Consider the following 25,447-nt stretch of genomic DNA (forward strand, 5'->3'; position numbering starts at 1 on the left):
CTCAATCCTCCCCCTCGAGACGGTCGTCGGGCACGACATCGCGCCAGAACTCCAGTTGCCCGAGGCGGGGGCCACGCAAGCCGCCGGGCGCCTCGATCACCGAGACGGCGGCATCGACGAAGTCTGCGGGCTCGCGCAAGGTGGCCACCGGATAGATGCGGGGATCGCCGCCGATGCGGGCCTCGACTTGTGTCGGACCTTGTGCCACCCAGGGATCAAGCAGCACGCTGGTGGCACGGCGCAGCGACAAATCAAGGCCGTCGAACGGTTGGAGGCTGCGGACGTCGGCTGGCAGGTTGGCGAGCACGACCGACACGTTGACGGTATAGACACCGCGCGCCGGCAAACCGAGCGGTTCTCGAAGTGTGTAGGGCATGCCGTCGCTCGCGCTTTCGAAACCGGCGATCTGGTTTGCACTGTTGTCAGAGCCGAAACCAATGCTCACGTCAGCGAAACGTCGCACCAGCGCGCCACCCCCCGGATCGCGCCAGAACGGGTTCTGATGCGCCTTGAAATCGCCCGCCACGTCGTGCGTCTTGATCGGGGCGTCAGGATGGCTGAAGAACCGGCGGCGCACCTCGTCGGCCAGCTGGTGGGACGGCTTCCAACTGCTGACCGCGTCGTTGCGCGCCATCGCGTCGAACGCCGCATACCGGCTCGCCAACTGGGCACTGTGGCGGATGTCCTGGTACTTCGCGATCATCGGCACCAGCAGGAACAGCGGTACCAGTGCGAGCGCGACGACCAGGAACTCGGTCAAGGCCTGGCCGCGTTGTGCACGGCGAACAACGTGCCGCGTCATGGCTTGATACCTTTCGGCGTCACCACCCGCAGCTCCCCAGGCACCCGGAACAAACGCTCGGGCACGAGCTTGTTCAGGTGCACCTCCTCAGTGTGCAGCGTGAGCCCCGGCGGCGTCGACTCGGTGGACAGCAGCAGGCCGGGAACGCTGCGATTGAAGCGACTGGAGGGGATGGGGAAGCGGCTGGCGCTCGGACGGGCGATGCACTGTTCACGGCGTATCGGCTTGCTGAGGGCATATACCTCGCAGCTCACGCCGGCCATGGTCCGGCGTTCGCCGGTCGGCTGTGGCCAGGGGGGCGATTCGCGCCGCTGCTGTCGGTGTGCCTCGACACGATCCCGGATCTCCGGCGGCAGATCGGGCGGCAGCGGTGCGGTCATCATCTTCGAATCCGGCCCCGACGGCGCCAGGGCCTGCCAGTGCTCTGGTGACGCGTGCGCATGGGCACCGCTGTCGCAATCGCCGCTGGCCTCCCCCCGTTCGTGATGCATCGTGCAGAGACCGGCGCTGGAGTCCAGATAGGTCAGACGCGTTTCGGTTCGCGGTATCGAGCAGTCTTTCTGGTCGAGGTAGTAGTCGATGTGCCGGTGCAACTGCAGCATCCGGTTGGATGCGTAGTAGAAGTCGATCTCGAGTTGATGCAAGACGGGCGGCAGGTCCGCGACGCTTTGCGTCTTCACGGGCCAACCCATGGCACGGTTCCGTTCGACGCACCCGGCGTGCACCTTCAGCGTGTAGTCCCGATCGAACTTCGCGTCGCCGGTGTGCCCGGTCAAACGAACGTGATGTACCTCAACCTTGTCATCGGCGTGCTGAGCATGAGCGGTCGACAGCATCCCCGCGGTCGGCATCATGAACAGCAGCAGCAGCCTCACCAAGGCCGTGAGGTACTCGCAACGCCCCCGGCCCCGCCAGCCGCGTCCCTGCCAGGCGCACGCGACTGTGCACCAGGCGGGCTGGAAGCTGGTTGGAGAACCAGCGTGCTGCGCACTGCGACGCGAGCCCCTTCGGGCGGCCAGGCGGGAGTTCATGGCAGCACGACCCCCTGCCAGGCCTGTGCCTGCTGCAACTCGGCGAGGGACGGCGCCCGCAGACGCGTGTCCCAATAGGGGTTGAACAGCGAGCCCAGTTCGCGCGGCCGTCCGATCGAGGCACCGTAGACGTTGTCGCGGGAGCTGCCGGGTCGTGCGAAATAGACGTCCGAGGCGGCGACGGCCGCGTAAACCTCGTTGGCCGGGGCGCCACTGTAGGGGTTTAGGCGACGGGGCTGCGCCGACTGGATCGAGGAGCGGCCGTCCGAGGTCAGCGTTTGGTCCCGGTCTCGATGCAGGCGCACGGCGAACTGCAGACGCGGATCGGGCTGATCCAGCGCCGCCGGCGACAGGTCGAAAAAACTGGGAAGTCCGGAATAGCCCCAGGCAGACGTCGAGGTGGCGACGGCCACGGCGGTAGCACCGGGATTGACCAGAGGCGCGCTGTCGTAATGCAACGGATCGAGATCCAGCGTTGGATTGTCGGCGGCGCTCTGCCCGCCCCACCCGGCCGGTCGCTCCTTCACCGCGCGGCACATGACATCGGTCTTGTTCTTGGGCACCCAGCGCTTCTCGGACAGCGTGTCGAGCGCCTTCCACTCGTCGAAACCGATCAGCTCGGTGCCGCCGCGACGGTCGAGCCAGTCCACGCGGCCGGTCGCGGTGGCCGAGCCGCAGTCGCTATAGAGCGCCGGCATCATCCAGCTGCGCCGCTCAATGAAGCGGTCCCGCGACAACCCGGCTTGCACGGCTTGCGCAAAGCGCGTGCGCTCGTCGCCGGCGTACTGTTGAACGAACTGGGGGAAGTCGTTCGGGCTCAGCAGCATCAGGTCGACTGTGACCGTTCCGTCACCGCGGTAGTTCGCCTGGGCCACCTCGTTCATCACGGCGGCGCGGGCTGGCAGCAACCCGGCGTTTGCAACCGCCTGGGCAACGCGCAAGTTCGTGATGAGGTTGTCTGAGGTGCGCACGAGGTTTTCCAAGACGTTTTGGTCGATCAGTTCCGATTTCGCGTCGGGCCCGAAATCCACTGCCGTCTCATAGGACAGATAGTAGGGGGACAACTTCGGGTTTTGCAGCACGAAGCCGAACGTCCCCATCGCGTCGGCGTAGCGAACCCACGATGCCAGACTAGTCAATTGCGCAATCGCGATGGTGTTGGCGACCATCGCCCGATTGGTATAGGCGTCGAAATTCAGCGTGCGCGCATTCATCACGCCGGCGCTGTATGCCACCGCATCGGCGGTATTCACCAGCTTGGTTTTTTCGGCGGTGAGCTGACCGGTGTTGAACAGAAAGAAAAGCGCTGCCAACCCGCCTAAAAGCAGGAACAAGCCATATATCAGCGCTTGCCCGCGTTGGCGGACCCTCCCCGCAACACACGGCCAGCCCCACCTTGGGCCGGCGCGTGACATGCGCGTCAGTTGCGCTGTTTATTCGCCACCGCCACCGCCACCGCCACCAGCAGTGCCGCGAGTCGCGTTGTCGTTGTAGTTGCGCAAACTGCGCTCATTGACTTCACTTTCTTGCGCCTTGTCTGCTGAATTCCGGGCGGCCTCAAGAGCGGCGGCCCCGTCTTGTCCCGACAACTCGCGGGCAATACCGGCCGTCTGACTGCGCACGGTCTGTCCGAACAGCTGATATACAGCAATTGCAGCAATGCCGATCAGCGCGACGATGACGATGTATTCCGTCATGCCTTGGCCATACTGCCTTCTTTTGCTGGAACGAAGTTTCATGAAACCCCCTTGGCTGATTTGAGAATGGAAAGAGGCAGCAGCGTGCCGCGCTCAACGCAGAATTGCACTCAAACAGGAAGCCTTGGGCCTTTTCTCGAACCTCGCCGTGCAGCTCCAGGGGCGATATTAGATCTCCGCCTCACTTCGGAAACCCCCTCGATGCGGGGAACCGCAGAATTTCGCGAAACAGAATGTGTATTTCCACTAATTGGCGAAAACCCAGCCTGACGCCCAGCCAGATTAAATCAACAAAACAGCCAGCTTAGCGAAGCGACCTGCAATTAATAACAGGATCGAGCGAGACGGTGATAACTGTGAAACACCGCAGGGGTCTGACGAAGAAAAAAGGGAGGTATGGCGCGGGGATAAACACCCGCATCTGCAGGAAACTGCGAGTCGGCGTCGCCACGCCATCAGGACCGCCGATGCTTTCGGCAGGTTCCGTTCGATCAAATGGCCAGCACGCGCTTGCGCTTAACGATCACAACCGGTGCTGATTGCTGCGGGTTGGCCTTAGGGCGTGGCTCCGGGTCGTTCGACCCGCCGCCCTGGGCCCGCCGCACCGCCGCACGCACCTGACTCGTGCTCAACGCGGCAAGGTGGTCGCCATTCACCTGGAAGTAAAGGCCTTCCGGGTCGACCGCCAGCGCGCCGATCTGTGCGCCGCGCTCGATGCTGCCGAGCAGCCGCAACGGATCGTCCTCGGCCCGCGGGTGCGTGAAGCGGCGCCAGTACACATCGCCCAGCCGGACCCGCCACTGCTGGCTGCTACGCGCCATGGTGTGCTCCACCACGCCCAGACCGCTCATGCCTCCCGCCACGCGTTGCCCGCGCCGCGCCCCCCGCGTCTGCCCTCATGCCACACCTCCCGCGCGCGCGAACCGTTCGCGCATTTGTCTCAAATGGGAATTTTGCCTTCCTGTTCATTCTGCCAGGGGGTGGCGGCGGATTTTTTACAGGAAGCAACACGCCTGAAAGCCCGGCGGCAGGCCGGATAGCGCCGAAATCAGGGCCTGGAAGTGGATGGAGTGTGACGTTTTGCACCGAACCGCATTGATCGCGACGGCGACCCTGCTGCCGCGCCGAGCGAGCAAAGGCGGCCCCGAACTTGCGTTTTTGCCCGTCAGCTCCACGAAAACGTAACGGCAACCCGGTCGAGGAGCAGCGCAGGAAACAGCTGGTTTCGAGGTTGACCGCGACGGTCGGTCCATGACGAATCCAGGCTGCCCTGGCGGCGCAATCGACCGTTAAGAGGGGTACCCCTTGGAACAACGCGCAACAACGACTCTTTCGAAACGCGGTGGACTGCATCACGCCGTCGCCCTGAGCCTTGCCGCACTGCTGGCCGCGTGCGGCGGCGGCAGTGGCGACGACAGCACCGCGACGCCGGGTTCGGACCCGAGCACCAACACGCCAGCCCCCGGCGGCGAAAACACCGGCAATCCGCCGGGCGGCACCGACACGGGTGGACAGCCGGGCACCAACCCCGGCACCAACCCCGGCACCAACCCCGGCACTGACCCGGGCAGCGATCCCAACGCCGCAAGGCCGACCACCACCCGCGATGCCGTGCGCCTGGCCGACCAGGCCACCTTCGGGCCGACCGAAGCCTTGATCGCCGAAATCCGCAGCAAGGGGGCGGCGAAGTGGGTGTCCGACCAGTTCGCGCTGACGACGCCCCGCTCGGAGTACAAAAGTGGCATGGGCGGTGAGGTGCACCAGCACACCGGCTCCGGCGACTTTTGCGACGGCAAGGGACCGAACTGCTGGCGCGACTGGTCGTCGACCCAGCCGCTGGTGTGGGACTTCTACCGCAATGCGGTGCAAAACCCCGACCAGCTGCGCCAGCGTGTCGCCTTCGCATTGCAACAGATCACCGTGGTGTCCAACCTCGAGGTGAGCGGCACCTATGGCTTCCGTAACTACCACAACGCGCTGCTGAACGAGGCCTTCGGCAACTACCGCAACGTGCTGAAGAAGGTGGCGCTGTCGCCGGTGATGGGCGACTTCCTGAACAACGCCAACAACGACAAGGCGGCGCCCAACGAGAACTTCGCGCGCGAGCTGCTGCAGCTGTTCTCGATCGGCACCTGCGAACTCGACCCCGACGGCACGTTGAAGGGCGACACCTGCAAGCCCACCTACGACAACGAACGCGTGCGTGCCTATGCCTATGCACTGACCGGCTGGACCTACCCCGCCGGCGGCGCCACGTCGTGGGGCTGCTGGCCCGAAGGCACCAACTGCCGCTACTACGGTGGCGACATGGTGCCGGTCGCGCGCTACCACGACACGCAAGCGCGCCAGCTGCTCAACGGCGTCTCGCTGCCCGCCGGCCACAGCGCGCCGCAAGCGCTCGAAGCCGTGCTCGACAGCCTGATGCGCCATCCCAACACCGCGCCCTTCATCGGCAAGCAGCTGATCCAGCACCTGGTCAGCAGCAACCCGTCGCCGGCCTATGTGCAGCGCGTGTCGACCGCCTTCAGCACCGGGCGCTACGGCAGCTTCGGCAGCGGCCAGCCGGGCGACATGAAGGCGACCATCGCCGCCGTGCTGCTCGACGCCGAGGCCCGCAGCGAGAACCCCGGCCCGCGTGCCGGCCGATTGCGCGAACCGGCGCAGATGTTCACCGGCGTGCTGCGCGCATTGAACGGCCGCACCGACGGCGATGCGCTCGGCTGGTGGTGGGGTGACACGATGCGCCAGCACGTGTTCCGTCCGCCCTCGGTGTTCAACTTCTACCCGCCGGACTATCCCGTCGCCGGCACCACGCTGGTGGGCCCGGCCTTCGGCATCCACAACGCCAACACCGCGCTGAACCGGCTCAACTACGTCAACTACCTGATCAACTGGAACGGCAGCGACGCCAGCGGCAGCATCCCGAACGCGGTGGGCACCAAGGTCGACCTGAGCGCCTTCCAGGCCGACGCGGCCGACCCGGCCAAGCTGGTCGACCGTTTGTCCACACTCGCCTATGGCCAGCCGCTGCCGGCCAATGCGCGCACCCAGGTGATCAATGCCGTGGCCGCGTTCGGACGCAACAACGACGGCAGCTACCTGAGCAACCGTGTGAAGAGCGCCGCTTATCTGGTGTTCAGCGCCCCGCAATACCACGTGACCCGCTGAGAGCCCTCATGACGAAATCGAAGACCCACGACCTCGACGCGCTGCTGATGCAGCGCCGCCAATGGCTCAAGCTGGCCACCGGTGCCCTGGGCGCTGCCGGCATGGGCGGCCTGATGATGGCGCCGCAACGTGCCTACGCCGCCGAGTACAAGGCGCTGGTGTGCATCTTTCTCTACGGCGGCAACGACGGCATGAACACCGTCGTGCCGACCGATGCGACGCGCCACGGCGAGTACAGCACCGTGCGCGGCCGCCTGGCGCTGCCGCGCACCAGCCTGGTCAGCCTGAACGGCAGCGACTACGGGCTGCACCCGTCGTTGTCGGCACTGTCGACCGCCTGGAGCGATGGCGCGCTGGCGCCGGTGTTCAACGTCGGCCCGCTGAACCGCCCGCTCACCAAGGACGAATACCGGCGCCAGACCGGCTCTTCGGCCCTGATCCCCGACAACCTGTTCTCGCACTCCGACCAGCAGACGTTGTGGGAGAACGGCACCAGCAGCGTGCTGACCCGCACCGGCTGGGGCGGCCGTGCCTCGGCCGCGCTGCGCACCACCAACCCGGTGATCTCGGTTGGTGGCAACGGCCGCTTCGGCATCTCCGACCTGGCCGCGCCGCTGGTGCTGCCACAGCCCGGCGCAACCTTCGGCGTCCAAGGCCTGGAAGACACCAGTTGGGCGCCGGTCGCCGCGCGCAAGGCGGCGCTCGACGCCCTCTATGCCGAGAACCACCAGAACGAGTTGCTGCAGGCCTATGCGCAGCAGCAGCGCGAGGCCTTCGCCATGTCCACCCGTCTGGGCCCGGTGGTGAAGATCAGGCCGGGTGACCAGGAAGCGCCGGCCGGTCTGAAGCAGGCCTTCGCCTCGCTGACCGGTCCTGACGGTCAGGCCACGACCATGATCGCGCAGCAGATGTTCCAGATCGCAAAGCTGATCAACGATCGGGCCACGGTGCAGGGCGATCGGCAGATCTTCTTTGCGCAGCTGGGCGGCTTCGACACCCACGGCAACCAGATCGACGCCAACAGCACGGTCGGCCAACATGCAACGCTGCTCAAGATGCTGGGCGACGCGATGGGCGCCTTCCACCAGGCCATGAAGAACATCGGCATGACGCAGCAGGTGACCACGTTCACCCAGAGCGATTTCGGCCGCACCTTCAAGCCCAACAACAGCAGCGGCACCGACCATGCATGGGGCAACCATCACCTGGTGATGGGCGGTGCCGTCAATGGCGGCACCACCTACGGCACCTACCCCGCGCTGGTGCTGGGCGGGCCGGACGACGTGGGCGTCAACAGCTGGGAACAGCAAGGCCGCTGGATCCCGACCACCAGCGTCGACCAATACGCGGCGACGCTGCTGCGGTGGTTCGGTGCCGAAGATGGCCAGCTCAACAGCATCCTGCCCAATCTGGCGAACTTCGGCTCACGCCGGGTGTTGGGCTTTCTGTAAGGCGGCCGACCGCCGGTGGCATCAGGGCCGGGCGCCAAGCCCGGCCCTTTTTGTTTCAGCGGCCTCGGCAGGCCTTCACGCGCAAGTCCAACTCACGGCCCCAGCGTCTGCAACACGTACGTCACGAAGCTCTGCAGCTTGGCGCTGGGCCGGCGGTCGGGCAGGTAGAGCAAGTGTGCCGGCCGCTCCGGCGGCGCGTAACGAGGCAACACCCTCACCAGCCGGCGTGCGGCGATGTCTTCCCGCACCAGCACCTCCCATTGCATCAACACGCCGGCGCCGGCCAAGGCGGCCTGGCGCAAGGCTTCGCCGTTGTTCATCGTCAGCGCGGTGGTGACCGGCACCGCGTGTTCGCCGTCCGGCCCGATCAGGCGCCATCGGTCCGGGTGCGCCCAGTGGCTGAAGCCGAGGCAGGCGTGCGCGGCCAGGTCGGCGGGTACACGGGGCACGCCATGGCGGCGCAGATAGGCCGGGGCGGCGCAAAGCACCATGCGCAGCGGCCGCAGGGGGCGGGCCACCAGCCGCATGTCGGCCGGCAAGGGGCCGGACCGCAGCGCCACGTCGTAGCCTTCGTCCATCAGGTCCACCACGCGGTCGTGCAAGGCCAACTCGACCTTCACATGGGGGTGCCGCGCCATGAAGCCGGGCAGCAGCGGGGCCAAGCCGCGCGAGCCGAGCACGACAGGCGCGGTCACCCGCAGCACGCCACGCGGCTCCGCCTGCAACTCCGTGGCCGCCGCTTCGGCGGTTTCGAAGGCGGTCAGCACGGCGCGGCAGCGTTCCAGGTACAGGCGGCCGGTGTCGGTGAGGCTCTGGCGCCGGGTGGTGCGGTAGAGCAAGGGGGCGCCGAGCCGGGCTTCGATGGCCTGGATGTGCTTGGCCACCATGGCGGGGGAAAGATCGAGCTCGCGTGCGACGGCCGCGAAGCTGCCCGCCTCGGCGACCCTCACGAAGACTTGCAGGCTCTCGATCCGGTCCATATTCAACACCGCCAGTTGGGAATGAAGCAACCTTAGCAGGCTGGGCAGACGCAGGCGGCGGCGGCACAGTCCGCCCTACTTCATCTCCTGGTGCCCACCATGCTCTGTCGTTTTGTTTCTCGACTGTCGGGCGGCGCCCGGCTGGCTGCCCTGCTCAGCCTCGCGCTTCACGCCACAGGGGCCTTGGCGGCCGATGTGCGCCTGTACACGCTGGACTGCGGTCATGCGGAATTCCGCGATTTTTCGGTCGGGTCGGACACCGGCCACTATGACGGCCGACCTGCCCGCCTTGCCGACCCGTGCTTTCTGATCCGTCATCCTCAAGGGTGGATGCTGTGGGACGCCGGGATGCCGGCCACCCTGCCCAACGCCGTGACCGGCGGCGTGGAGCCGCAGCACATGCTGGAACGACTGGGGTTCCGCATTGGGGCCGGGCGTCCGCTGGAGGAGCAGTTGCAGGCGCTGGGGTTGACGCCCGACGACATCCGCTACGTCGCCTTCTCGCATCTGCATTTCGACCACGTCGGCAACGCCGCCCTGTTCCGGCGCGCGACCTGGGTGCTACAGCGATCGGAACTGGCCTGGGCGCAGGCGTCACCGGCCCCGGCCAGCGTGGTCCCGGAACTGCTCAGCACCTTGCCGTCCGTGCGTCAACAGCTCATCGACGGCGACCACGACGTGTTCGGCGACGGCAGTGTGCGCATCTTGCGGACACCCGGCCATACGCCCGGGAGCAGCGTGCTGATGGTGAGCCTGCAGCGATCGGGCCCGGTCTTGCTGTCGGGCGACCTCTACCTGACCCTGGAAGGCCGCGCCCACCGACACGTGCCCGCGATCAACGCCGATCGAGCCGCGACACTGGCGTCGATCGAACGGATGGAGGCGCTGGCGCGCCGACGCAAGGCGCGCGTGATCGTCCAGCATGCACCGGAAGACTACGCCCGCTTGCCGAAGCCGCCGCGGTATCTCGATTGACGAGGCGGACGGACGGGTCGCCCGACACGGCGAGCTTGACGGCGCAGTGCACTTGCAGCCGCGTCACATGCACCAGCGCCGTTCGAACCCGACCCAGCCGCCGCAGCGTCAGGCCACCTTCGCCTGCGCCGCCCGCTTGGCGAATTCCGCCCGCAGCGCCTTGAGCTTTTCGCGCGGGTCTTCCTTCATGGTCTTCTCGTCGAGCTTCATCTCGTGGATGAAGCGGCTCGGGATGCCCTGCACGAACTCGCGCCCCTTCTTGCGGCGCTTGAGCGTGCTGACCGCGAGGGTCTGTCGGGCCCGCGTGATGCCGACGTACATCAAACGCCGCTCTTCCTCGAGCCGGTGCGCCGTCATCTCCTCGTCGTCGCTCTTGAACGGCAGCAAGCCTTCGTTGACCCCCATCAACACCACGTGCGGCCACTCCAGGCCTTTGGAAGCATGCAGGGTCGACAGCGTCACGACGTTGGGGTCGCCGCCGCGCTCGGCCAGGCTGAGGATCACCGAGATGGTCTGCGCCACGTCGAGCACGCTCTTGCGCTCGGTTTCGCTGGTGACGCCGCCTTCGGTCTCCAGTTCACCGCCGCAGCGCCGCGCGATCCAGTCGATGAAGTCCATCACGTTCTGCCAGCGATTGGCCGCGGCTTTTTCGTTCTCTTCACCGTCGTACAGGTGCTGCTCGTACCCGATCTCCTTGAGCCACTCCATCAGCACCGGCTTGGCCGCCTCGGCCCCCACGGTGTGGCGGAAGCGGTATTCGAGGTCGTTCACATAGCGGCCGAACTCGTGCAAGGAGCCGATCGCGCGGGCGCTGACCGCGGTCGACAGCGAGTCGGCGAACAAGGCCTCGAACAGGCTCACCTTCCACTTGGCCGAGAACTCGCCGAGCTGCCCCAGCGTCTGGTGGCCGATGCCGCGCTTGGGTGTGGTGACCGCGCGCAGGAAGGCCGGGTCGTCGTCGTTGTTGACCAGCAGCCGCAGCCAGCCGCACAGGTCCTTGATCTCGGCGCGGTCGAAAAAGCTCTGCCCGCCCGACACCTTGTACGGGATGTTGGCCTTGCGCAGCGCCTGCTCCAGCACCCGCGCCTGGTGGTTGGCCCGGTAGAGCAGCGCGAAGTCGCTCCACTCGGCCGGCGCCTGCGTGGTGGCGCCACCGCGGATCGACTGGATGCGCGCCACCGCGCGCTCGGCCTCGTGTTCCTCGTTGTCGCACTCGACCAGCCGCACCGGCTCCCCGTCGCCGTACTCGCTCCACAGCTTTTTCTCGAAGATCTTCGGGTTGGCGGCGATGACGTTGTTGGCCGCGCGCAGGATGCTGCCGGTGGAGCGGTAGTTCTGCTCGAGCGGAATCACCTTCAGCTGCGGATACTCCTGCGGCAGCCGCTTCAGGTTCTCGATCGTCGCGCCGCGCCAGCCGTAGATCGACTGGTCGTCGTCGCCCACCGCGGTGAACATCGCGCGCTCGCCCACCAGCACCTTCAGCAGCTCGTACTGCACCGCGTTGGTGTCCTGGTATTCGTCGACCAGCACGTAGCGCAGCGTGTCCTGCCACTTGGCGCGCACCTCGGCGTCACGCTGCAGCAGCTTGAGCGGCTGGCTGATCAGATCGTCGAAATCGACCGCCTGGTAGGCCGCCAGCCGCTCCTCGTAGAGCCGCATCACGCGCGCGGCGACACGCTCGTTGTCGTTCTGCGCGGCCGCTTCGGCCTGGTCGCTGTTGAAGCCCTGGTTTTTCCACAAGCTGATGGTCCATTGCCAACTGCGCGCCAGCTTGGCGTCGGTGGTGCTGCCGGCGTCGCGCAAGATGCCGAGCACGTCGTCGCTGTCCAGGATCGAGAACTTGTCTTTCAACCCGAGCCGCGCGCCGTCGCTGCGCAGCAAGCGCACGCCCAGCGAGTGGAAGGTGCTGATCACCAGCTGCTTGGCGGCCCGCGGGCCGACCAGGCCCTTGGCCCGCTCGCGCATTTCCTCCGACGCCTTGTTGGTGAAGGTGATGGCGGCGATCTGGCCCGGTTCGTAGCCGGCCTGCAGCAGGCGCGCGATCTTGTGCGTGATCACGCGGGTCTTGCCGGAACCGGCGCCGGCCAGGACCAGACACGGCCCCTGCAGGTAGTGGACGGCTTCGAGCTGGGCGGGGTTGAGGCTGGGCGGAGCAGACACGGGCAGGCAGGCTGTCGGGCAGGCAGCGAAGAGGCGAACGAGACAAAAGGCCGGACGGCGTTGGAGCAAGGGCTCGCATCGGCGGGCGGGCGCCTTCGTCGCCAGCGGCGGGCGGCGCGAAGCGGGTCATCATAGCGAAGGCCCGGGCGCTGCCGGCCCCCGGCTGCGTGACAAACCGCATGCACGGCGGCGCCCCCCGGGCACGTTCAGCACCGCTTCAGTTGGCGGCCGCGGGGCCTTGCGATACTGCGCCGGCATGCAAGCGATCTTCACCGTCACCCTGCCCTTTTTCGCGTTGGTGCTGTGCGGCTACCTGGCCGCTCGCGCGCGGGTGCTGCCCGAAGCGGCCATCCCGGGCCTCAACAGCTATGTGCTGTTTTTCGCGCTGCCCTGTCTGCTGTTTCGCTTCGGCGCCGGCACGCCGATCGCGCAGTTGCTCCATCCGGTCTGGCTGGCCCTGTACGCCACCTGTGCGGTGCTGGTCGTGGCGCTGACGGTGGCGCTGTCGCGGCGCATGGGGCTGGGGCTCAAGGACGCCGCCTTCGGCGCGCTGGTGGCGGCCTTCCCCAACACCGGGTTCATGGGCGTGCCGCTGCTGGTGGCCTTGCTGGGCGAGCGGGCGGCCGGGCCCGTCATCGTGACCGTGCTGGTCGACCTGCTGCTGACCAGCTCCTTGTGTTTGGCACTCGCGCAAAGCGAGGGGGCCGGGCACCGCCGCGCAGCGATGCTGCAAGCGCTGCGCGGCGCCGTGAGCAACCCGTTACCCTGGGCCATCGTGCTGGGCGCCGGGATGTCGGTGGCCCAAGGGTCGCTGCCGGGGCCGCTGGCGCAGATCGTCAAGATGCTGGCCGACTCGGCAACGCCGGTGGCGCTGTTCACGATCGGCGCCGTGCTGTGGCGGTCCAACCAGGCGGCGCACGGACATACGGCGCTGCGCCACGTCGTGCCGGTCGTCGCCATCAAACTGCTGCTGCACCCGCTGCTGGTGCTGGCCGTGGGTTCCGCCTTCCTCCTGCTTGGCCTGCCGATGACGCGCGAATCGCTGTCCGTGCTGGTGCTGGCCGCCGCCTTGCCGTCGGCGAGCAATGTCTCGCTGCTGGCCGAACGTTACGGTGCTGACAACGGGCGCATCGCCCGCATCATCCTCGCGTCGACGACGCTCGCGTTCTTCAGCTTCTCGTTCGCGGTGCGCTGGCTGGGCTGACGCGCCGCCAGGGGGAGGCTCCCCGCCCTCAGGCCGTTCTCCGGCGATTCAATAGTCTTCTTCTATTGCAAAAGTCGAGAGGATTCACTTCCTCTAGGACCGCACCCCCCGTAAGCTCCCATTCATCGAATCAATCGCATGAACAACATCGATAGCAAGGAGCCGACGATGACCGATTTGCTGCTGGAACTGCTGGCCGCGTTGGCCGAAGCGATCTGAAGACAGACAGACACCCGGACGACATCCCAAGGAGCCCTCATGACCACCCGCACCACCTTGACCACCGCCTCCGGCATCCCGGTGCCCGACAACCAGAACTCCGTCACCGCCGGCCCCCGCGGCCCGGTGCTGCTGCAAGACTTCCACCTGATCGAGAAGCTGCAGCATTTCAACCGCGAGCGGACCCCGGAGCGGGTCGTGCATGCCAAGGGGTCGGCCGCCTACGGCACCTTCACGGTCACCGAGGACATCACCCGCTACACCCGCGCCAAGCTGTTCGAGCAGGTCGGCAAGCAGACCTCGGTCTTGCTGCGCTTCTCGACCGTCGGTGGCGAAAAGGGCTCGGCCGACACCGAGCGCGACCCACGCGGTTTCGCGGTCAAGTTCTACACCGAGGAAGGCAACTGGGACGTGGCGGGCAACAACACGCCGGTGTTCTTCATCAAGGACCCGAGCAAGTTCCCCGACTTCATCCACACCCAGAAGCGCCACCCGCAGACCAACCTCAAGTCGCCCACGATGATGTGGGACTTTTGGAGCCTGAGCCCGGAGGCCCTGCACCAGATCACGACGCTGTTCAGCGACCGCGGCACGCCGGACGGCTATCGTTTCATGCACGGCTTCGGCAGCCACACCTTCAGCTTCATCAATGCCGACAACGAGCGCTTCTGGGTCAAGTTCCACTTCCGCTCGATGCAGGGCATCAAGAACCTGAGCGTCGCCGACGCCGTGCGGCTGGCCGGCGAAGACCCCGACTACGCACAGCGTGACCTGTTCAACGCCATCGAAGCGCAGGACTTCCCGAAGTGGCGCTTGTGCGTGCAAGTGATGCCCGAGGTGGAAGCCGAAACCTGGTCCAGGAAGACCGGCTGGAACCCGTTCGACATCACCAAGGTGTGGCCCTACAAGGACTATCCGCTGATCGAAGTGGGCGTGCTGGAGTTGAACCGCAACCCGCAGAACTACTTCGCCGAAGTGGAGCAGGCCGCGTTCTCGCCCGCCAATGTGGTGCCCGGCATCGGGTTCTCGCCGGACAAGATGCTGCAGGGCCGCATCTTTGCCTACCACGATGCACATCTGTACCGCGTCGGCACCAACTACCAGCAGCTGCCGGTGAACCGGCCGCAGTGCCCGTACCACACCTACCAGCGGGATGGTTCGATGCGCTTCGACGGCAACTTCGGCGCGGCACCGAACTACGAGCCGAACAGCATCGTGTCGACGCCCAAGCAAGCCCCGCAGTACAAGGAGCCGCCGCTGAAGATCAGCGGTGACGCGGACCGTTACGACCATGCCGAGGGCGACGATCCGTACACCCAGGCGGGCAATCTGTTCCGGCTGATGAAGGCCGACGAGCAAGACCGCTTGACGAGCAACATCGCCGGCGCGATGCGCAGCGTGCCGATGTCGATCGTCCAGCGCCAGCTGGCGCACTTCGCCAAGGCCGACCCGCGTTACGGCGCCGCGATCGCCGCCAAGCTGGGCGTGCAATTGGCCGGCGCGCTCTGAAGCAGCCCCCGCCCTGCAGCGCCCCGGCCCTGCAGGGCGGCCAGCCCCGACATCTCAGATTGGAAGGTTCTCATGAAGCCCACCGCCACCACCGCCCTGCCCCGCCTGGCCTTGCAGCAGCGCATCGGCATGTTGCTGTTCGCCTCCGGTTGGCTCGCCCTGATGTTTCACATGTCGCAGTGGCTCACGCCATCGGCCTGACCCGGCCCGCAGGTCGCCTCTCGCAGGCGGCCTGGCCCTGTTGCAACACCCTCACGCCCGGACTTTGCTGTGGACACATTGACAAAAGCCCTGCCGCTCGCCAACACTGCCGCCATGACGTTCGCCAAGACCCTGCTACTGCTATCGCTAGCCGCACCTTTGCTGGCTGGTCTGAGTCGCCTCGGGTCTTTGCACACCAGCTTGCGCCGCCCGCGCAGCTGACACCTCCCCCCGAAGCCACCTCCTCACCACGGCCAGCTGCCCAGCTGGCCGTGGTCGTTTTGGCGCCTTGTTTTCTTCTTCCTGCTGACCTGTTCGATCGGAGTCCTCTTCATGCAACCGCTGCCCTTCGCCCTGACCGCCTCGCGACTACCCATCGGTTGCCCGACCTCGAACCGGTGGTCGTCGGGCAGCTCCGTGCCGGCCACACCCTTTGTGTCTCCACCCTGACCTGACGACCCATCATGCTGACCGACCCGAGCCGCAAGTACCGCCCCTTCCCGCCCGTCGCCCTGCGCGACCGCACCTGGCCCGACCAGGTGCTCACCGCCCCGCCGATCTGGATGAGCACCGACCTGCGCGACGGCAACCAGGCCCTGTTCGAGCCGATGGGCGCCGATGCCAAGCTGCGCATGTTCCAGATGCTCTGCCGCATCGGCTTGAAGCAGATCGAGGTGGCGTTTCCAGCGGCCTCGCAGACCGACTTCGACTTCGTGCGCCGCCTGATCGAAGACGACCTGGTGCCCGACGACGTCACGATCGAAGTGCTGACCCAGGCACGCGAAGACCTGATCCGGCGCACCTTCGAGTCGCTGCGCGGCGCCAAGCGCGCCATCGTGCACCTCTACAACGCCACCGCGCCCGCATTCCGGCGCATCGTCTTCGGCATGTCGCGCGACGAGGTGCGCGAGTTCACGGTCCGCAGCGCCCGCCTGATCGCCGACCTGGCGGCTGAACAACCGGCCACCGACTGGACCTTCCAGTACAGCCCCGAGGTCTTCAGCGGCACCGAACTCGACTTCGCGTGCGAGGTGGTCGACGCGGTGATGGACGTCTGGCAACCCACCCCCGAGCGCCGCGCCATCGTCAACCTGCCGGCCACCGTGGAGATGAGCACGCCCAACCTCTACGCCGACCAGATCGAGTGGATGCACCGCCGGCTCAAGCGGCGCGACACGTTGTGGTTGAGCGTGCACCCGCACAACGACCGGGGCACCGCGGTGGCCGCTGCCGAGCTGGCGCTGATGGCCGGGGCGGACCGGGTCGAAGGCTGCTTGTTCGGCAACGGCGAGCGCACCGGCAACGTCGACCTGGTCACGCTCGCCCTCAACCTCTACAGCCAGGGGGTGCACCCCGGGCTCGACTTCTCGCAGATCAACGAGGTGGCGCGCACGGTCGAGGAGTGCACGAAGTTGCTCATCCACCCGCGTCACCCCTATGTCGGCGACCTCGTCTTCACCGCCTTCTCGGGCTCGCACCAGGACGCGATCAAGAAAGGCATGGCCGCGCAGCGGCCCGACGCCATCTGGGAGGTGCCTTACCTGCCGATCGACCCGGCCGACGTGGGCCGCACCTACGACTCGATCGTGCGCATCAACAGCCAGTCGGGCAAAGGTGGCGTCGCCTACCTGCTGGAGGCCGGCTTCGGGCTGGTGATGCCGCGCCGCCTGCAGGTGGAGTTCAGCAGCGCCGTACAACAGGTGGCCGATGCGGACGGTGGCGAGTTGAGCGCGGCCGCACTGTGGCAGTTGTTCCACGACGAGTACCTCGAGCGCCACGAGCCGCTGCGTTATGTCTCGCACAACAGCCGTGAACACGAGGGCTGCGTGCAACTCGAACTGGTGCTCGAAGCCGAGGGGCGCGAGTGGCGCCTGCACGGCCAGGGCAACGGCCCACTTGACGCGGCGGTGCACGCACTGGGCCTGCCGCTGCGCATCGACAGTTATGAGGAGCGGGCCCTGCAGGCCGGCTCCGACGCCAAGGCGGTCGCGTTCGTCGAGCTGAGCCTGCCGCAGATGCCCGGCAGCCTGTTCGGCGTCGGGCTGCACACCAGCATCGTCGGCGCGTCCATCCAGGCCCTGGTGCACGGCGTCAACCGATGTCTGGTGCGCCATCCGACGGCACTGCCGGGTGGCTGGCTGGGCCCACGCCTGCGGTTGGCATGAGCGAGGAGGCGATGTTGGACGATGATCTTTCAGCCGCCTCACCGGCCCGCCGCGAGCACTGCGACTACACGCGCGAGGGCTTCTCCCTGGCCGCGGCGTGGCACCGCGGCGCCGCGCAGGAGGCGGCGCTGCCACCGCACTGCCGCAGGTGTGGCAAAGCCGAGCACATGCGCCGCCATGGCCGGGTGAGCCGGGTGCTGCGCGACCTGCCTGAAAACGGCCGGCCTGCGTGGCGCCGCGTCGACGTGACCCGTTGGCGCTGCGGCGCCTGCGGCGTCACGTACACGCCTACCCCGCAGGGCACGTCGGCGCGCCGCCGCTTGACGGAGCGCCTGGCGCAATGGCTCATCGAGCAGGCGGCTTGGCGACCTGTGTCGCAGCTGGCGCAGGAAGCGGGCGTCGATGAAAAGACCGTGCGCCGGCTGCTCGGGTCGGGCTGAACCCCGTCCATCGCGACCGAAAGATCGCCGTGCACGGCTGCCCGGCACAGCGCAGGCCGCAAGGCATGCGCCGGTGGGGACTGTCTTTCCTCTCAGGGCCTAGTGTTCGGGTAGACCCAACATTGGCCACCGCTGACGAAGCGACGTGGCCCCTCGAAAGCCAACGTTGGATCTGAACGCTGTGATACGAATCTTTCGAACCACTTCGTTGCTTTCTCCAAACTCTCATTCGATTCATTCGGCTTCAAGGGAAAATCTACGGGCTTCCGTAGTAGGCAGAGAACGGACACTCGCCGGCTTGCTGAAATCCTTGTTTCAGTCCAGCCCCCATGAATAGGGGGCGCGCCGACATTTCATGTAAATGCCACTGTGTGAGAAAGTCGCGCAATCCATGCAAAGGGCATAGTCATGCCATCTTCTCCCGACACCCAAGCCAACGATCAACGGCTTCTTCAAAGGGCGCTTGCCGAGCTGCAGGCTACAGCTGCCAATTTCGCCCACGTCTGCATCACGGATGCCCGTGTCCGCGCGCAATACGTGACCGATTCGGTCGCTGCTTCGAAAGAGATCGCCCAAGCAGTCCAGGCCGGCAAGATGACCGCTAAGGCCGGCGCAGAACTGGCGCAGGAAATGCGCAACGAGATCATGGAGCTGTCCCGCTTGCGCAGCAGCCCGGTGGGCCGCGCCTATGCCAGGAAGCTCAAGCTCAGCGGCAAGACGCTGGGCGAACTCGCCGACAAATACGCCAAGGATCTGTTCAAGAAAGCATTTGCCGAGTTGGGCGAAGCGCAACAGGCCCGCGTCTACACCGAAATCGTCAATGCGGCCGGCCGACCGAATCCGAGCGTCATTGCCAAGGCCAAGTTCATCGGGAAGATAGGGCAGCGTCTGGTCCTGGTATCACTGGCCGTCGCGGTCTACGAGATCTACGAAGCGGAAGACAAGCCCCGCGAAGTCGCGCGCCAGAGTGTAATTGCAGGTGCCGGCGTTGCCGGCGGGGCAGCCGTTGGCGCAGGTGCGGTCGCCACGGGTGTCTGCGCGGCGACGGCGCCTGTTTGCGTTGGCGTCGCGGTGCTGATCGGCGGCCTGCTGTTCGCCACGGGGGCAGATCTGACCTTCGGCACGCTGTATCCGTCCCCCACGAGCCGCTAAGGCAACAGCCCGATGGCACTCACTCCAGAGGAACTAACGCAGCGAGCTCCAGTTTGGATCGCCTTGTCCGATCTGTTCGTCGGCAAGGAACTTCAGGACTACGACATCCGGTCCATTGCAGATCGGTTGCTCGAGTCAGGATTCACGCTCGACGACATCGAATCGATTCTGCGCGACGAGGTAGCACCGGTTTTTGGTTCCAATCTCGGCGCGCTGGCAGTGACTGAGATGGAAGGCTGGAACGACGCGTCGGTCATCGAAGCCGTTAGTCAATATCTGTCCAACCCGCCCGGGTGGCTGCAACGACAGGTGCTCCAGTGGAAACCGGCAGACAAGTTGGTGGAGTCCCGCTGGCGGACGGTGTTATCCCTGATCACGCGCTGAGGAGGCTCCGTAAGCTCCCCCGTCAAGTAGACATTCCAGAACTAGAGTCTGCGGCGGTTGTGATCCTGGGCAGGAACTGCCGCGGCGGCAGCCCTCCCAGGGCATCGTGAGGTCGGCGCTCGTTGTATTCGAGCAGCCATTCCTCGGTAATGTGCTGCACCTGCTCGATGGACCTGAACAGGTAGGCGTCGAGTACCTCGGTGCGGTACGTGCGGTTGAAGCGCTCGATGTAGGCATTCTGATTGAGCTCGCCGGGCTCGATGAAGCGCAGCGCGATACCCTTGACAGCAGCCCACTCGGTGAACGCCTGGGAGGTCATCTCCGGCCCGTTATCCAAGCGAATCGAGTCTGGCGTGCCGTACCACTCCATCAAGCGGCTGAGCGTACGGATTAGCCGCCTGGCCGGAATAGAGGTGCCGACCTCGATGGCCAGCGCCTCTCGGTTGGCGTCGTCGATGACGTTCAGTGTCCTGAAGCGTCTGCCGTCGTACAGGGCGTCGTGCATAAAGTCCAGCGCCCAGCTTTGATTGATGTACTGGCCCGCCTGCAGCGGCACGCGCTCTCGCTGTGGCACACGCTTTTTCGTTCGCCGCGGCAGGTTCAATCCCATCTCGCAGTACACGCGCCATACCCTCTTGTGGTTCCACGCCCGCCCATCCAGGCGCAGCCGCTGGTAGCACTTCCAGAAGCCCCAGCGGCCATTGCGCCCGACAACGTCGTTCAGCGCCTGAATCACCTCCCCGTCGCGCATCGGACCGTGGACAGGCTTGCGGTAGTACGCCGCCCGCGACAGGCCCACCAGTGCGCAGGCCTGTTTGACCGGCACGTGGTGCTCGTCGGTCATGACTTGCACCACCTGCCGCTTCGCAGACGGCGTCACCACTTTCGCGACAGCACGTCCTTCATCGCCGCGATCTCCAGCGCCTGCTCCGCGTACATGCGCTTGAGCTTTGCGTTCTCGACTTCCAACTCGCGCATGCGCGTCAGATCGCTGACCGTTGCTCCCGCGTACTTGCTCTTCCAGCTGTAGTACGTCGCGGCGCTGACTCCGTGCTTGCGGCATAGCTCGGCCACCGCGACGCCCGCCTCGCTTTCCTTCAGGATCGCCACGATCTGGCTCTCGCTGAACTTGCTCTTTCTCATCGGTCCTCGTCTTCCTATTCGAGGCCGCATTCTCCAGATTCAGGTGTCTACGTCGAGGGGAAGCTTACGCACGGTGCGAGGTCCGTCATCTATCGCGCAAGCAGAAGGCCGATCCGAAGAGCTGGGTCTTCAACGTGGCCGCCCGTCGCAACAGGAACGTCGCTGCCGTCGCGCTGGCCAACAAGACAGCCCGGATCGTTTGGGCGCTGCTCGCACATGACCGGGAGTTCCGACACGACTACGCGGCCGCGTAGTCGTGTCGGTTGACAAGATTCCAAGAATCAACACGGGAAGACAGGAGAACTTGACCTGCCCCCTTCTGCCGTGCCAGTCGTATGGAAGGAGTCCGGGGTTGAAGGTTAATTGATCTCGTGTGAAGCTGAAGGTTGGTGAGCAGCACTGCCTGAATGCTGGCGGTGCTGTTCGGCGAAGCGCGAGGGTGGGATGCGTCCGATGCTGCTGTGCGGTCGCACCTCGTTGTAGTCGCGTCGCCAGTGCGCGATGGTCTCCCGGGCCTGCTGCAGGGTCTGGAACCAATGCTCGTTCAGGCACTCGTCCCGGAACTTGCCGTTGAAGCTCTCGATGTAGCCGTTCTGCATGGGTCTGCCGGGCTGGATCAGCAGGTGCCGCACGCCGTGCTCGATGGTCCACGCGATGAAGGCGCGGCTCGTGAACTCCGGCCCGTTGTCGGTCCGCACAGCGGCGGGGTAGCCTCGGAAGCGAGCCGCACGGTCCAGCAGCCTCGTGACGTACTCACCCGAGATGCCGTAATCGACCGTGATGTCAACACACTCGTGGCTGAAGTCGTCGGCGACCGTCAGGCACTTCAGTCGTCGGCCATTGGCCAGGCTGTCACTGACGAAATCCATGCTCCATACCTCGTTGACCATCGTGGCGGCCTGCAGCGGCAGGCGCTCGGCCGGTGGCCTGCGAACCTTCTTGCGCTTGCGCACCGCCAGGTTGGCCGCCGCGTACAGCCGCCACACACGCTTGTGGTTGACGTTGGGGAACTCCGGGCGCAACAAGTCGTGGATGCGGCGGTAGCCGAACCGGCGCCGTTCGTGAGCGATCTCGACGATGCGCCCGGCCAGTGCCTGTGTCTGAGCGTCGGCCTGCGGCGGGTGCCGATAGCTGTCGCGGGATAGCCCCACGAGGCGACACGCACGGCGCTCCGACAGTTGGTGTTCCTGAACCATCTTGCGGACCGCCTCGCGCTTGGCTCGTGGGGCTAACGCTTTACCCCGAGGACGCTCTTGAGCGCGTGCATGTCCAGGTGCGCCTCGGCCAACAGCTTCTTGAGCTTGGCGTTCTCCGCCTCCAGCTCACGCAGCCGTTGCGCGTCCGGCACGTCCATGCCGCCGAACTTGGAGCGCCACTTGTAGAACGTCGCGTCGCTGAAACCGCCCTTGCGGCAGATCTCGGCCACCGGAATACCGGCCTCGGCCTGCTTGAGGAACCCGATGATCTGTTCCTCGCTGAACTTGCTCTTCCTCATGTCCGCCATTCTCCTGGTTGACGGACTTCACTTCCTTTACCCTGGCACGGCTGGTGGGGAGCAGGTCAAACTCACCACCGATTGCTCAGGCGATCACGAAGTGATGGCAAGACAGGTAAGACCGTGGTCGATAAAGCCCGCGCCGGACGAGGCACCCAGAGTGCGTCTAGGCGATCGAGACGTCGACCAGCAGAACCCATCAGGGACAGCGAGCGTGTCTCGCACGGGAAGTCCGAATGTACGGGAGCAATCTTTCCCCCCCTGTCATCATGAACTGAGACCTTGGCAAACGGGGGCGTCCATGTACGTCCGGTGTGGGCACATTGATCGGGGCGGAGATCACCCCAAGACCGAAGAATTGACGGGTTGCGACTCAAGCTTCCTTGTCAGACGATGGCCGGACGTAGCACCCTTGCCGGCAAGATCAATCCCGAGAGCCATGTTCAAGCGGACTCATGCCGGCGTGTTGCCTCTAGATGGAAAGGAGATTCGTCATGATTCGCGATGAAACACGCAGTGTTCCCGCCAATGTCCGAAGATCGCTCACCATTGCAGCGGTCACTCTGTGCGCATCCGCGTGGGCCGACACGGACTCGTCAACCATCCCGAATGACAGAGGACGCGGCTTCATGAACGACGAACACACCCGGATCTATGCCTGCGACCACAGGCACGACTCCTGGGGTGTCCGCGTGCACTACGGAAACGACACTCAGTCGGGCCTGGTCGGTGATGCGGACGGCGCAGATGGCAAGTGTGGGGAAGAAGGGCCGGACTATGGGGGAGCCGTGACATGGTTCAGAGCATGTGCAGGCCCCAACGGGGAGGACCGAGAATGCGGTCCTACGCTCTGGTTCACACAGTAACGGCGAACGTTCGACGGCAAGAGAACTGACCCGCGAAGAACGGGGAACAGCTCGCCCCTCAACCCGATGAGCATGGGCCGCTTCAGCACTTTGTGGGTAGCCCAACCGTGTCGGCCGTGGAGGTGATCTGCTGAGCCGTCATCGCTGTTCGAGCGATGGAACGGAGCTGGGCGAAGAACCTGTCGTATGTTCCCCTCAAAGCAATGCATCGGAGCGACACCGTGCCGCGAACTTCTTGAGGGACGTAAACAAATCCTTGATGGCCCTCGCTGCTACGGGGCACGCAGCGGAACTTCGCTACCCAGCGCGCACCTTGGGTCTGACTCGAGAGGCGGGGGCGGGGGCAGCGTCAGCGCCGGGCCATCCCACGAGAGACTGCGTGACGCAACGGATAGGAGATGCACTGATGAAATGTCCAGACATGGAACCGATTACTCATGCTGTCCGCCTAGGGTTGTCGATCACGGGGCTCGCGCTGCTGTCGGTAGCAGCGTCAGCCCAGGACCGCTCGACCATCCCGAATGATCGCGGCTATGGTGTCATCAGCGGCGACCGCCTACGGATTAGCGCCTGTGACGAACGGCACGACTCCTGGGGCGTACGCGTGCATTACGGCGCTGGCTTGAACCCCGGATACCGGGGGCTCGTGGGCGACGCAAACGGGGCTGACGGCGACTGTGGAACAGAAGGGCCTGATTTCGGGATGCCCATTGAATGGTTCCAAGCGTGCGCTGGCCCCAACGGGGAGGACCGGGAATGCGGTCCATACATCAGCTATAAGTGAGAGCGGTCGAAGGCGGTTTGAGCAGAGTCGCGGCTCACTCTGTTGAGGGTCGCGTCCAGCGATGCGGCAGCAACTCGGCGATGCGGGCTGCGGGGTGAGTGTCGTGGTCCAGTTTTTTCGGACACGCCGATAGGTAAAAACGTGGTTTATAGGGTGGCCGCCATCAATTGCTCGTGAACGACCGGGGAGCGGTAGCCGAGCGTGGAGTGCAAGCGCACGCAGTTGTAAAAGCCGACGATGTAGTCGGCGATGTCAGCCATTGCCTCGGCGTGGTTCGCGTAGTCGCGTAGCCAGACGCGCTCCATCTTCAAGTTGAGGAAAAAGCGCTCGATGACGGCGTTGTCCCAACAGTTGCCTTTGCGGCTCATGCTGCCCAGCAGCCCGTGGCGGGCCAGCAACTCTGTATGGACCTGGCTGGCGTATTGGCTGCCTCTGTCGGTGTGCACGAGCAAGCCCGGCGCAGGTTGGCGGCTTGCGATGGCCATACGCAGGGCCGCACAGACCAGCTGAGCAGACATGTCCGCGGCCATGGCCCAGCCTACGATCTTGCGGGAGAACAGGTCCATCACCGCGGCTAAATACAGCCAGCCGCTGCGCGTTCGAATGTAGGTAATGTCACCCGCCCAAGCCCTGTCCGGCGCCTCAGGCCTGAACCGCCGGGCAAGCACATTGGCTGCAACCGGCAGCTCGTGCCGGCTGTCGGTGGTGTGGACGAACTTGCGCCGCCAGCGGGGGCGCAGTCGGTGGTGCCGCATTAGCGTGCGAGCGCGCTGGCGCCCCACGGCCCATCCCTGAGCCTTCAGCGCGGCGCTCAGCCGACGGCTGCCGTAGCTGCGTCCGCTGGCCTCAAATGCGGCCTTGGCGCACGCGCCCACCGGGCACACCGCGGCGTCTTGGGCTGCGCGGCGGCGCGCCGCGTAGAAGCCCGAGCGGCTGATTCCCAGCAGCCGGCACAGCTGGCTGATGCAGGCCTTCCCCTCCTGCTGCACGATCTGATGAATCACTTCAGTTCGCGGGCGAAGAAGGCCGAGACTTTTTTTAGCAGTTCGTTGTCCGACTTCGCCTGCCGCAGCTCAGCCTCCAACTGCCGTATGCGCTGTTGCTCCGGCGTCAGCGGCCGGCCGATGCCGCTGCCTCCTGCCTGTTCCTCGTCATACTGCGCCACCCAACGCCGCACGGCGCTGTCCACCAGGCTCATGTCGCGGCACACCTGCCCGACACTCAGCCCTTGTTCTCGAATCATCTTCACGACTTGCAGCTTGAATGCCGCGTCGAAGGTTCGCCGGGTCGTCTTGCTCATCTCTGTTTGGTCCTCTTCGGGGTGAATCCCCTATCAAGGTGTCCATCAAGATTGGACCACGACAGAGTCGGCAGCCGCTCCATCGCGTCGAGCAGGTAGTGCCAAGGGTCGATGTGGTTGAGCTTGGCTGACTGGATCAAGCTCATGATGGCCGCAGCTCGCTTGTCCGCGCGCAAGCTGCCGGCGAACAGCCAGTTGGCACGTAGGCGTCCGATCTGGGCACATTGATCGTGAGCGTCCGGTCAAGGCGTCTTGCCCAGACGCTCGCCTCGAACCTATGTTCGACAGATTCTTCTCGGATGCGCGGACTTTGACGACCGG

20 protein-coding genes and 2 pseudogenes are annotated in these 25,447 nt (G+C 65.6%); 11 read left to right on the forward strand and 11 right to left on the reverse strand.

Annotation, left to right across the window (positions count from 1 at the left end):
• Nucleotide 1: 1 nt before the first annotated feature.
• From AAW51_RS24835 to AAW51_RS24855, 5 genes are all read right to left on the reverse strand, one after another.
• A complete protein-coding gene (locus tag AAW51_RS24835; protein ID WP_047196772.1) occupies nt 2-802 on the reverse strand; it encodes a hypothetical protein in 801 nt (266 codons plus the stop codon).
• Nucleotides 799-1,677: a hypothetical protein gene (locus AAW51_RS24840; RefSeq protein WP_157360025.1), complete on the reverse strand. Its 879-nt coding sequence runs from the start codon at nt 1,675-1,677 to the stop codon at nt 799-801. The genes AAW51_RS24835 and AAW51_RS24840 overlap by 4 nt, the downstream gene beginning before the upstream one ends.
• 152 nt (nt 1,678-1,829) lie before the next feature.
• Nucleotides 1,830-3,167 carry a hypothetical protein gene (locus tag AAW51_RS24845; RefSeq protein ID WP_169788076.1) on the reverse strand — a complete coding sequence of 446 codons (1,338 nt, stop codon included), beginning with the start codon at nt 3,165-3,167 and terminating at the stop codon, nt 1,830-1,832.
• A gap of 99 nt (nt 3,168-3,266) precedes the next feature.
• On the reverse strand, nt 3,267-3,572 hold the full coding sequence (locus AAW51_RS24850) for a Flp family type IVb pilin (protein ID WP_047196775.1): 306 nt from the start codon (nt 3,570-3,572) through the stop codon (nt 3,267-3,269).
• 449 nt (nt 3,573-4,021) lie between these two features.
• The gene (locus AAW51_RS24855; protein ID WP_047196776.1) at nt 4,022-4,381 is read right to left on the reverse strand and encodes a hypothetical protein; all 360 of its coding nucleotides are present in this window, start codon (nt 4,379-4,381) and stop codon (nt 4,022-4,024) included.
• Between the two features lie 454 nt (nt 4,382-4,835).
• Here AAW51_RS24855 and AAW51_RS24860 point away from each other — a divergent pair, with 454 nt between their 5' ends.
• Both AAW51_RS24860 and AAW51_RS24865 read left to right on the forward strand, forming a co-directional pair.
• Nucleotides 4,836-6,698, forward strand: coding sequence for a DUF1800 domain-containing protein (locus AAW51_RS24860; RefSeq protein WP_047196777.1), 1,863 nt, complete (start codon nt 4,836-4,838; stop codon nt 6,696-6,698).
• An 8-nt stretch (nt 6,699-6,706) separates the two neighbouring features.
• On the forward strand, nt 6,707-8,149 hold the full coding sequence (locus tag AAW51_RS24865; protein WP_238947688.1) for a DUF1501 domain-containing protein: 1,443 nt from the start codon (nt 6,707-6,709) through the stop codon (nt 8,147-8,149).
• A 92-nt stretch (nt 8,150-8,241) separates the two neighbouring features.
• Here AAW51_RS24865 and AAW51_RS24870 read toward each other — a convergent pair whose 3' ends face one another.
• Nucleotides 8,242-9,129, reverse strand: coding sequence for a LysR family transcriptional regulator (locus tag AAW51_RS24870; RefSeq protein ID WP_047196778.1), 888 nt, complete (start codon nt 9,127-9,129; stop codon nt 8,242-8,244).
• Between the two features lie 99 nt (nt 9,130-9,228).
• Between AAW51_RS24870 and AAW51_RS24875 the strand changes: the two genes are divergently transcribed.
• Entirely contained in the window at nt 9,229-10,104 is an 876-nt protein-coding gene (locus AAW51_RS24875) for an N-acyl homoserine lactonase family protein (RefSeq protein ID WP_157360026.1), read from the forward strand.
• Between the two features lie 108 nt (nt 10,105-10,212).
• Here AAW51_RS24875 and AAW51_RS24880 read toward each other — a convergent pair whose 3' ends face one another.
• Complete coding sequence (locus AAW51_RS24880) at nt 10,213-12,264, reverse strand: ATP-dependent helicase (RefSeq protein WP_047198268.1); 2,052 nt, start codon at nt 12,262-12,264, stop codon at nt 10,213-10,215.
• A 256-nt stretch (nt 12,265-12,520) separates the two neighbouring features.
• On the opposite strand from AAW51_RS24880, the gene AAW51_RS24885 reads away from it, so the two are divergent.
• The 7 genes from AAW51_RS24885 to AAW51_RS24915 all read left to right on the forward strand — a co-directional run bounded on the left by AAW51_RS24885 (nt 12,521) and on the right by AAW51_RS24915 (nt 19,538).
• On the forward strand, nt 12,521-13,468 hold the full coding sequence (locus AAW51_RS24885) for an AEC family transporter (protein ID WP_047196779.1): 948 nt from the start codon (nt 12,521-12,523) through the stop codon (nt 13,466-13,468).
• A gap of 258 nt (nt 13,469-13,726) precedes the next feature.
• Nucleotides 13,727-15,196, forward strand: coding sequence for a catalase (locus tag AAW51_RS24890; RefSeq protein ID WP_047196780.1), 1,470 nt, complete (start codon nt 13,727-13,729; stop codon nt 15,194-15,196).
• A 72-nt stretch (nt 15,197-15,268) separates the two neighbouring features.
• Complete coding sequence (locus AAW51_RS31135) at nt 15,269-15,397, forward strand: hypothetical protein (protein WP_256365026.1); 129 nt, start codon at nt 15,269-15,271, stop codon at nt 15,395-15,397.
• Between the two features lie 464 nt (nt 15,398-15,861).
• On the forward strand, nt 15,862-17,562 hold the full coding sequence (gene leuA, locus AAW51_RS24900; RefSeq protein WP_047196782.1) for a 2-isopropylmalate synthase: 1,701 nt from the start codon (nt 15,862-15,864) through the stop codon (nt 17,560-17,562).
• A gap of 11 nt (nt 17,563-17,573) precedes the next feature.
• Nucleotides 17,574-18,002, forward strand: coding sequence for a helix-turn-helix domain-containing protein (locus AAW51_RS24905; protein WP_169788077.1), 429 nt, complete (start codon nt 17,574-17,576; stop codon nt 18,000-18,002).
• A gap of 408 nt (nt 18,003-18,410) precedes the next feature.
• The gene (locus AAW51_RS24910; protein ID WP_047196784.1) at nt 18,411-19,154 is read left to right on the forward strand and encodes a hypothetical protein; all 744 of its coding nucleotides are present in this window, start codon (nt 18,411-18,413) and stop codon (nt 19,152-19,154) included.
• A 63-nt stretch (nt 19,155-19,217) separates the two neighbouring features.
• Nucleotides 19,218-19,538, forward strand: coding sequence for a DUF7079 family protein (locus tag AAW51_RS24915; protein ID WP_157360027.1), 321 nt, complete (start codon nt 19,218-19,220; stop codon nt 19,536-19,538).
• 22 nt (nt 19,539-19,560) lie between these two features.
• On the opposite strand, the gene AAW51_RS24920 is transcribed toward AAW51_RS24915, so the two are convergent.
• Nucleotides 19,561-20,681, reverse strand: a protein-coding gene (locus tag AAW51_RS24920; protein WP_417903582.1) for an IS3 family transposase whose coding sequence is annotated in 2 segments (ribosomal slippage) — nt 19,561-20,417 and nt 20,417-20,681 — 1,122 coding nt in all. Because the reading frame shifts where the segments join, the coding sequence is not laid out codon by codon here.
• 45 nt (nt 20,682-20,726) lie between these two features.
• Here AAW51_RS24920 and AAW51_RS29500 point away from each other — a divergent pair.
• A pseudogene (locus tag AAW51_RS29500) lies at nt 20,727-20,935 on the forward strand (IS110 family transposase); the annotation flags it as partial.
• Nucleotides 20,936-21,040: 105 nt separating this feature from the next.
• Here the strand turns inward: AAW51_RS29500 and AAW51_RS24930 are convergent.
• The 3 genes and pseudogenes from AAW51_RS24930 to AAW51_RS30220 form a co-directional block, all read right to left on the reverse strand.
• Nucleotides 21,041-22,176 (reverse strand): IS3 family transposase gene (locus AAW51_RS24930; protein WP_417903583.1). Its coding sequence is split into 2 segments (ribosomal slippage): nt 21,041-21,927 and nt 21,927-22,176, totalling 1,137 coding nucleotides; the frame shifts between segments, so codons are not numbered across the junction.
• Nucleotides 22,177-23,972: 1,796 nt separating this feature from the next.
• A protein-coding gene (locus tag AAW51_RS24940) for an IS3 family transposase (protein ID WP_157360028.1) occupies nt 23,973-25,126 on the reverse strand; the annotation gives its coding sequence in 2 pieces (ribosomal slippage) (nt 23,973-24,868 and nt 24,868-25,126; 1,155 coding nt in all).
• Nucleotides 25,123-25,329 (reverse strand): annotated as a pseudogene (locus AAW51_RS30220) (transposase domain-containing protein); the annotation flags it as partial. The pseudogene AAW51_RS30220 and the gene AAW51_RS24940, both read right to left, overlap by 4 nt.
• Nucleotides 25,330-25,447 lie beyond the last annotated feature (118 nt).

The organism is Caldimonas brevitalea, from assembly GCF_001017435.1.
In the GTDB taxonomy this organism is placed as follows: Bacteria; Pseudomonadota; Gammaproteobacteria; order Burkholderiales; family Burkholderiaceae_C; genus Caldimonas; species Caldimonas brevitalea.

What these genes read in the sequence shown, in the direction of transcription:
- AAW51_RS24870 (WP_047196778.1), bottom strand. Translation starts at nt 9,129, where the DNA reads ATGGACCGGATCGAGAGCCTGCAAGTCTTCGTGAGGGTCGCCGAGGCG.
- AAW51_RS24835 (WP_047196772.1), bottom strand. Translation starts at nt 802, where the DNA reads ATGACGCGGCACGTTGTTCGCCGTGCACAACGCGGCCAGGCCTTGACC.
- AAW51_RS24875 (WP_157360026.1), top strand. Translation starts at nt 9,229, where the DNA reads ATGCTCTGTCGTTTTGTTTCTCGACTGTCGGGCGGCGCCCGGCTGGCT.
- AAW51_RS31135 (WP_256365026.1), top strand. Translation starts at nt 15,269, where the DNA reads ATGAAGCCCACCGCCACCACCGCCCTGCCCCGCCTGGCCTTGCAGCAG.
- AAW51_RS24865 (WP_238947688.1), top strand. Translation starts at nt 6,707, where the DNA reads ATGACGAAATCGAAGACCCACGACCTCGACGCGCTGCTGATGCAGCGC.
- AAW51_RS24905 (WP_169788077.1), top strand. Translation starts at nt 17,574, where the DNA reads ATGTTGGACGATGATCTTTCAGCCGCCTCACCGGCCCGCCGCGAGCAC.
- AAW51_RS24885 (WP_047196779.1), top strand. Translation starts at nt 12,521, where the DNA reads ATGCAAGCGATCTTCACCGTCACCCTGCCCTTTTTCGCGTTGGTGCTG.
- AAW51_RS24850 (WP_047196775.1), bottom strand. Translation starts at nt 3,572, where the DNA reads ATGAAACTTCGTTCCAGCAAAAGAAGGCAGTATGGCCAAGGCATGACG.
- leuA (WP_047196782.1), top strand. Translation starts at nt 15,862, where the DNA reads ATGCTGACCGACCCGAGCCGCAAGTACCGCCCCTTCCCGCCCGTCGCC.
- AAW51_RS24855 (WP_047196776.1), bottom strand. Translation starts at nt 4,381, where the DNA reads ATGAGCGGTCTGGGCGTGGTGGAGCACACCATGGCGCGTAGCAGCCAG.
- AAW51_RS24890 (WP_047196780.1), top strand. Translation starts at nt 13,727, where the DNA reads ATGACCACCCGCACCACCTTGACCACCGCCTCCGGCATCCCGGTGCCC.
- AAW51_RS24910 (WP_047196784.1), top strand. Translation starts at nt 18,411, where the DNA reads ATGCCATCTTCTCCCGACACCCAAGCCAACGATCAACGGCTTCTTCAA.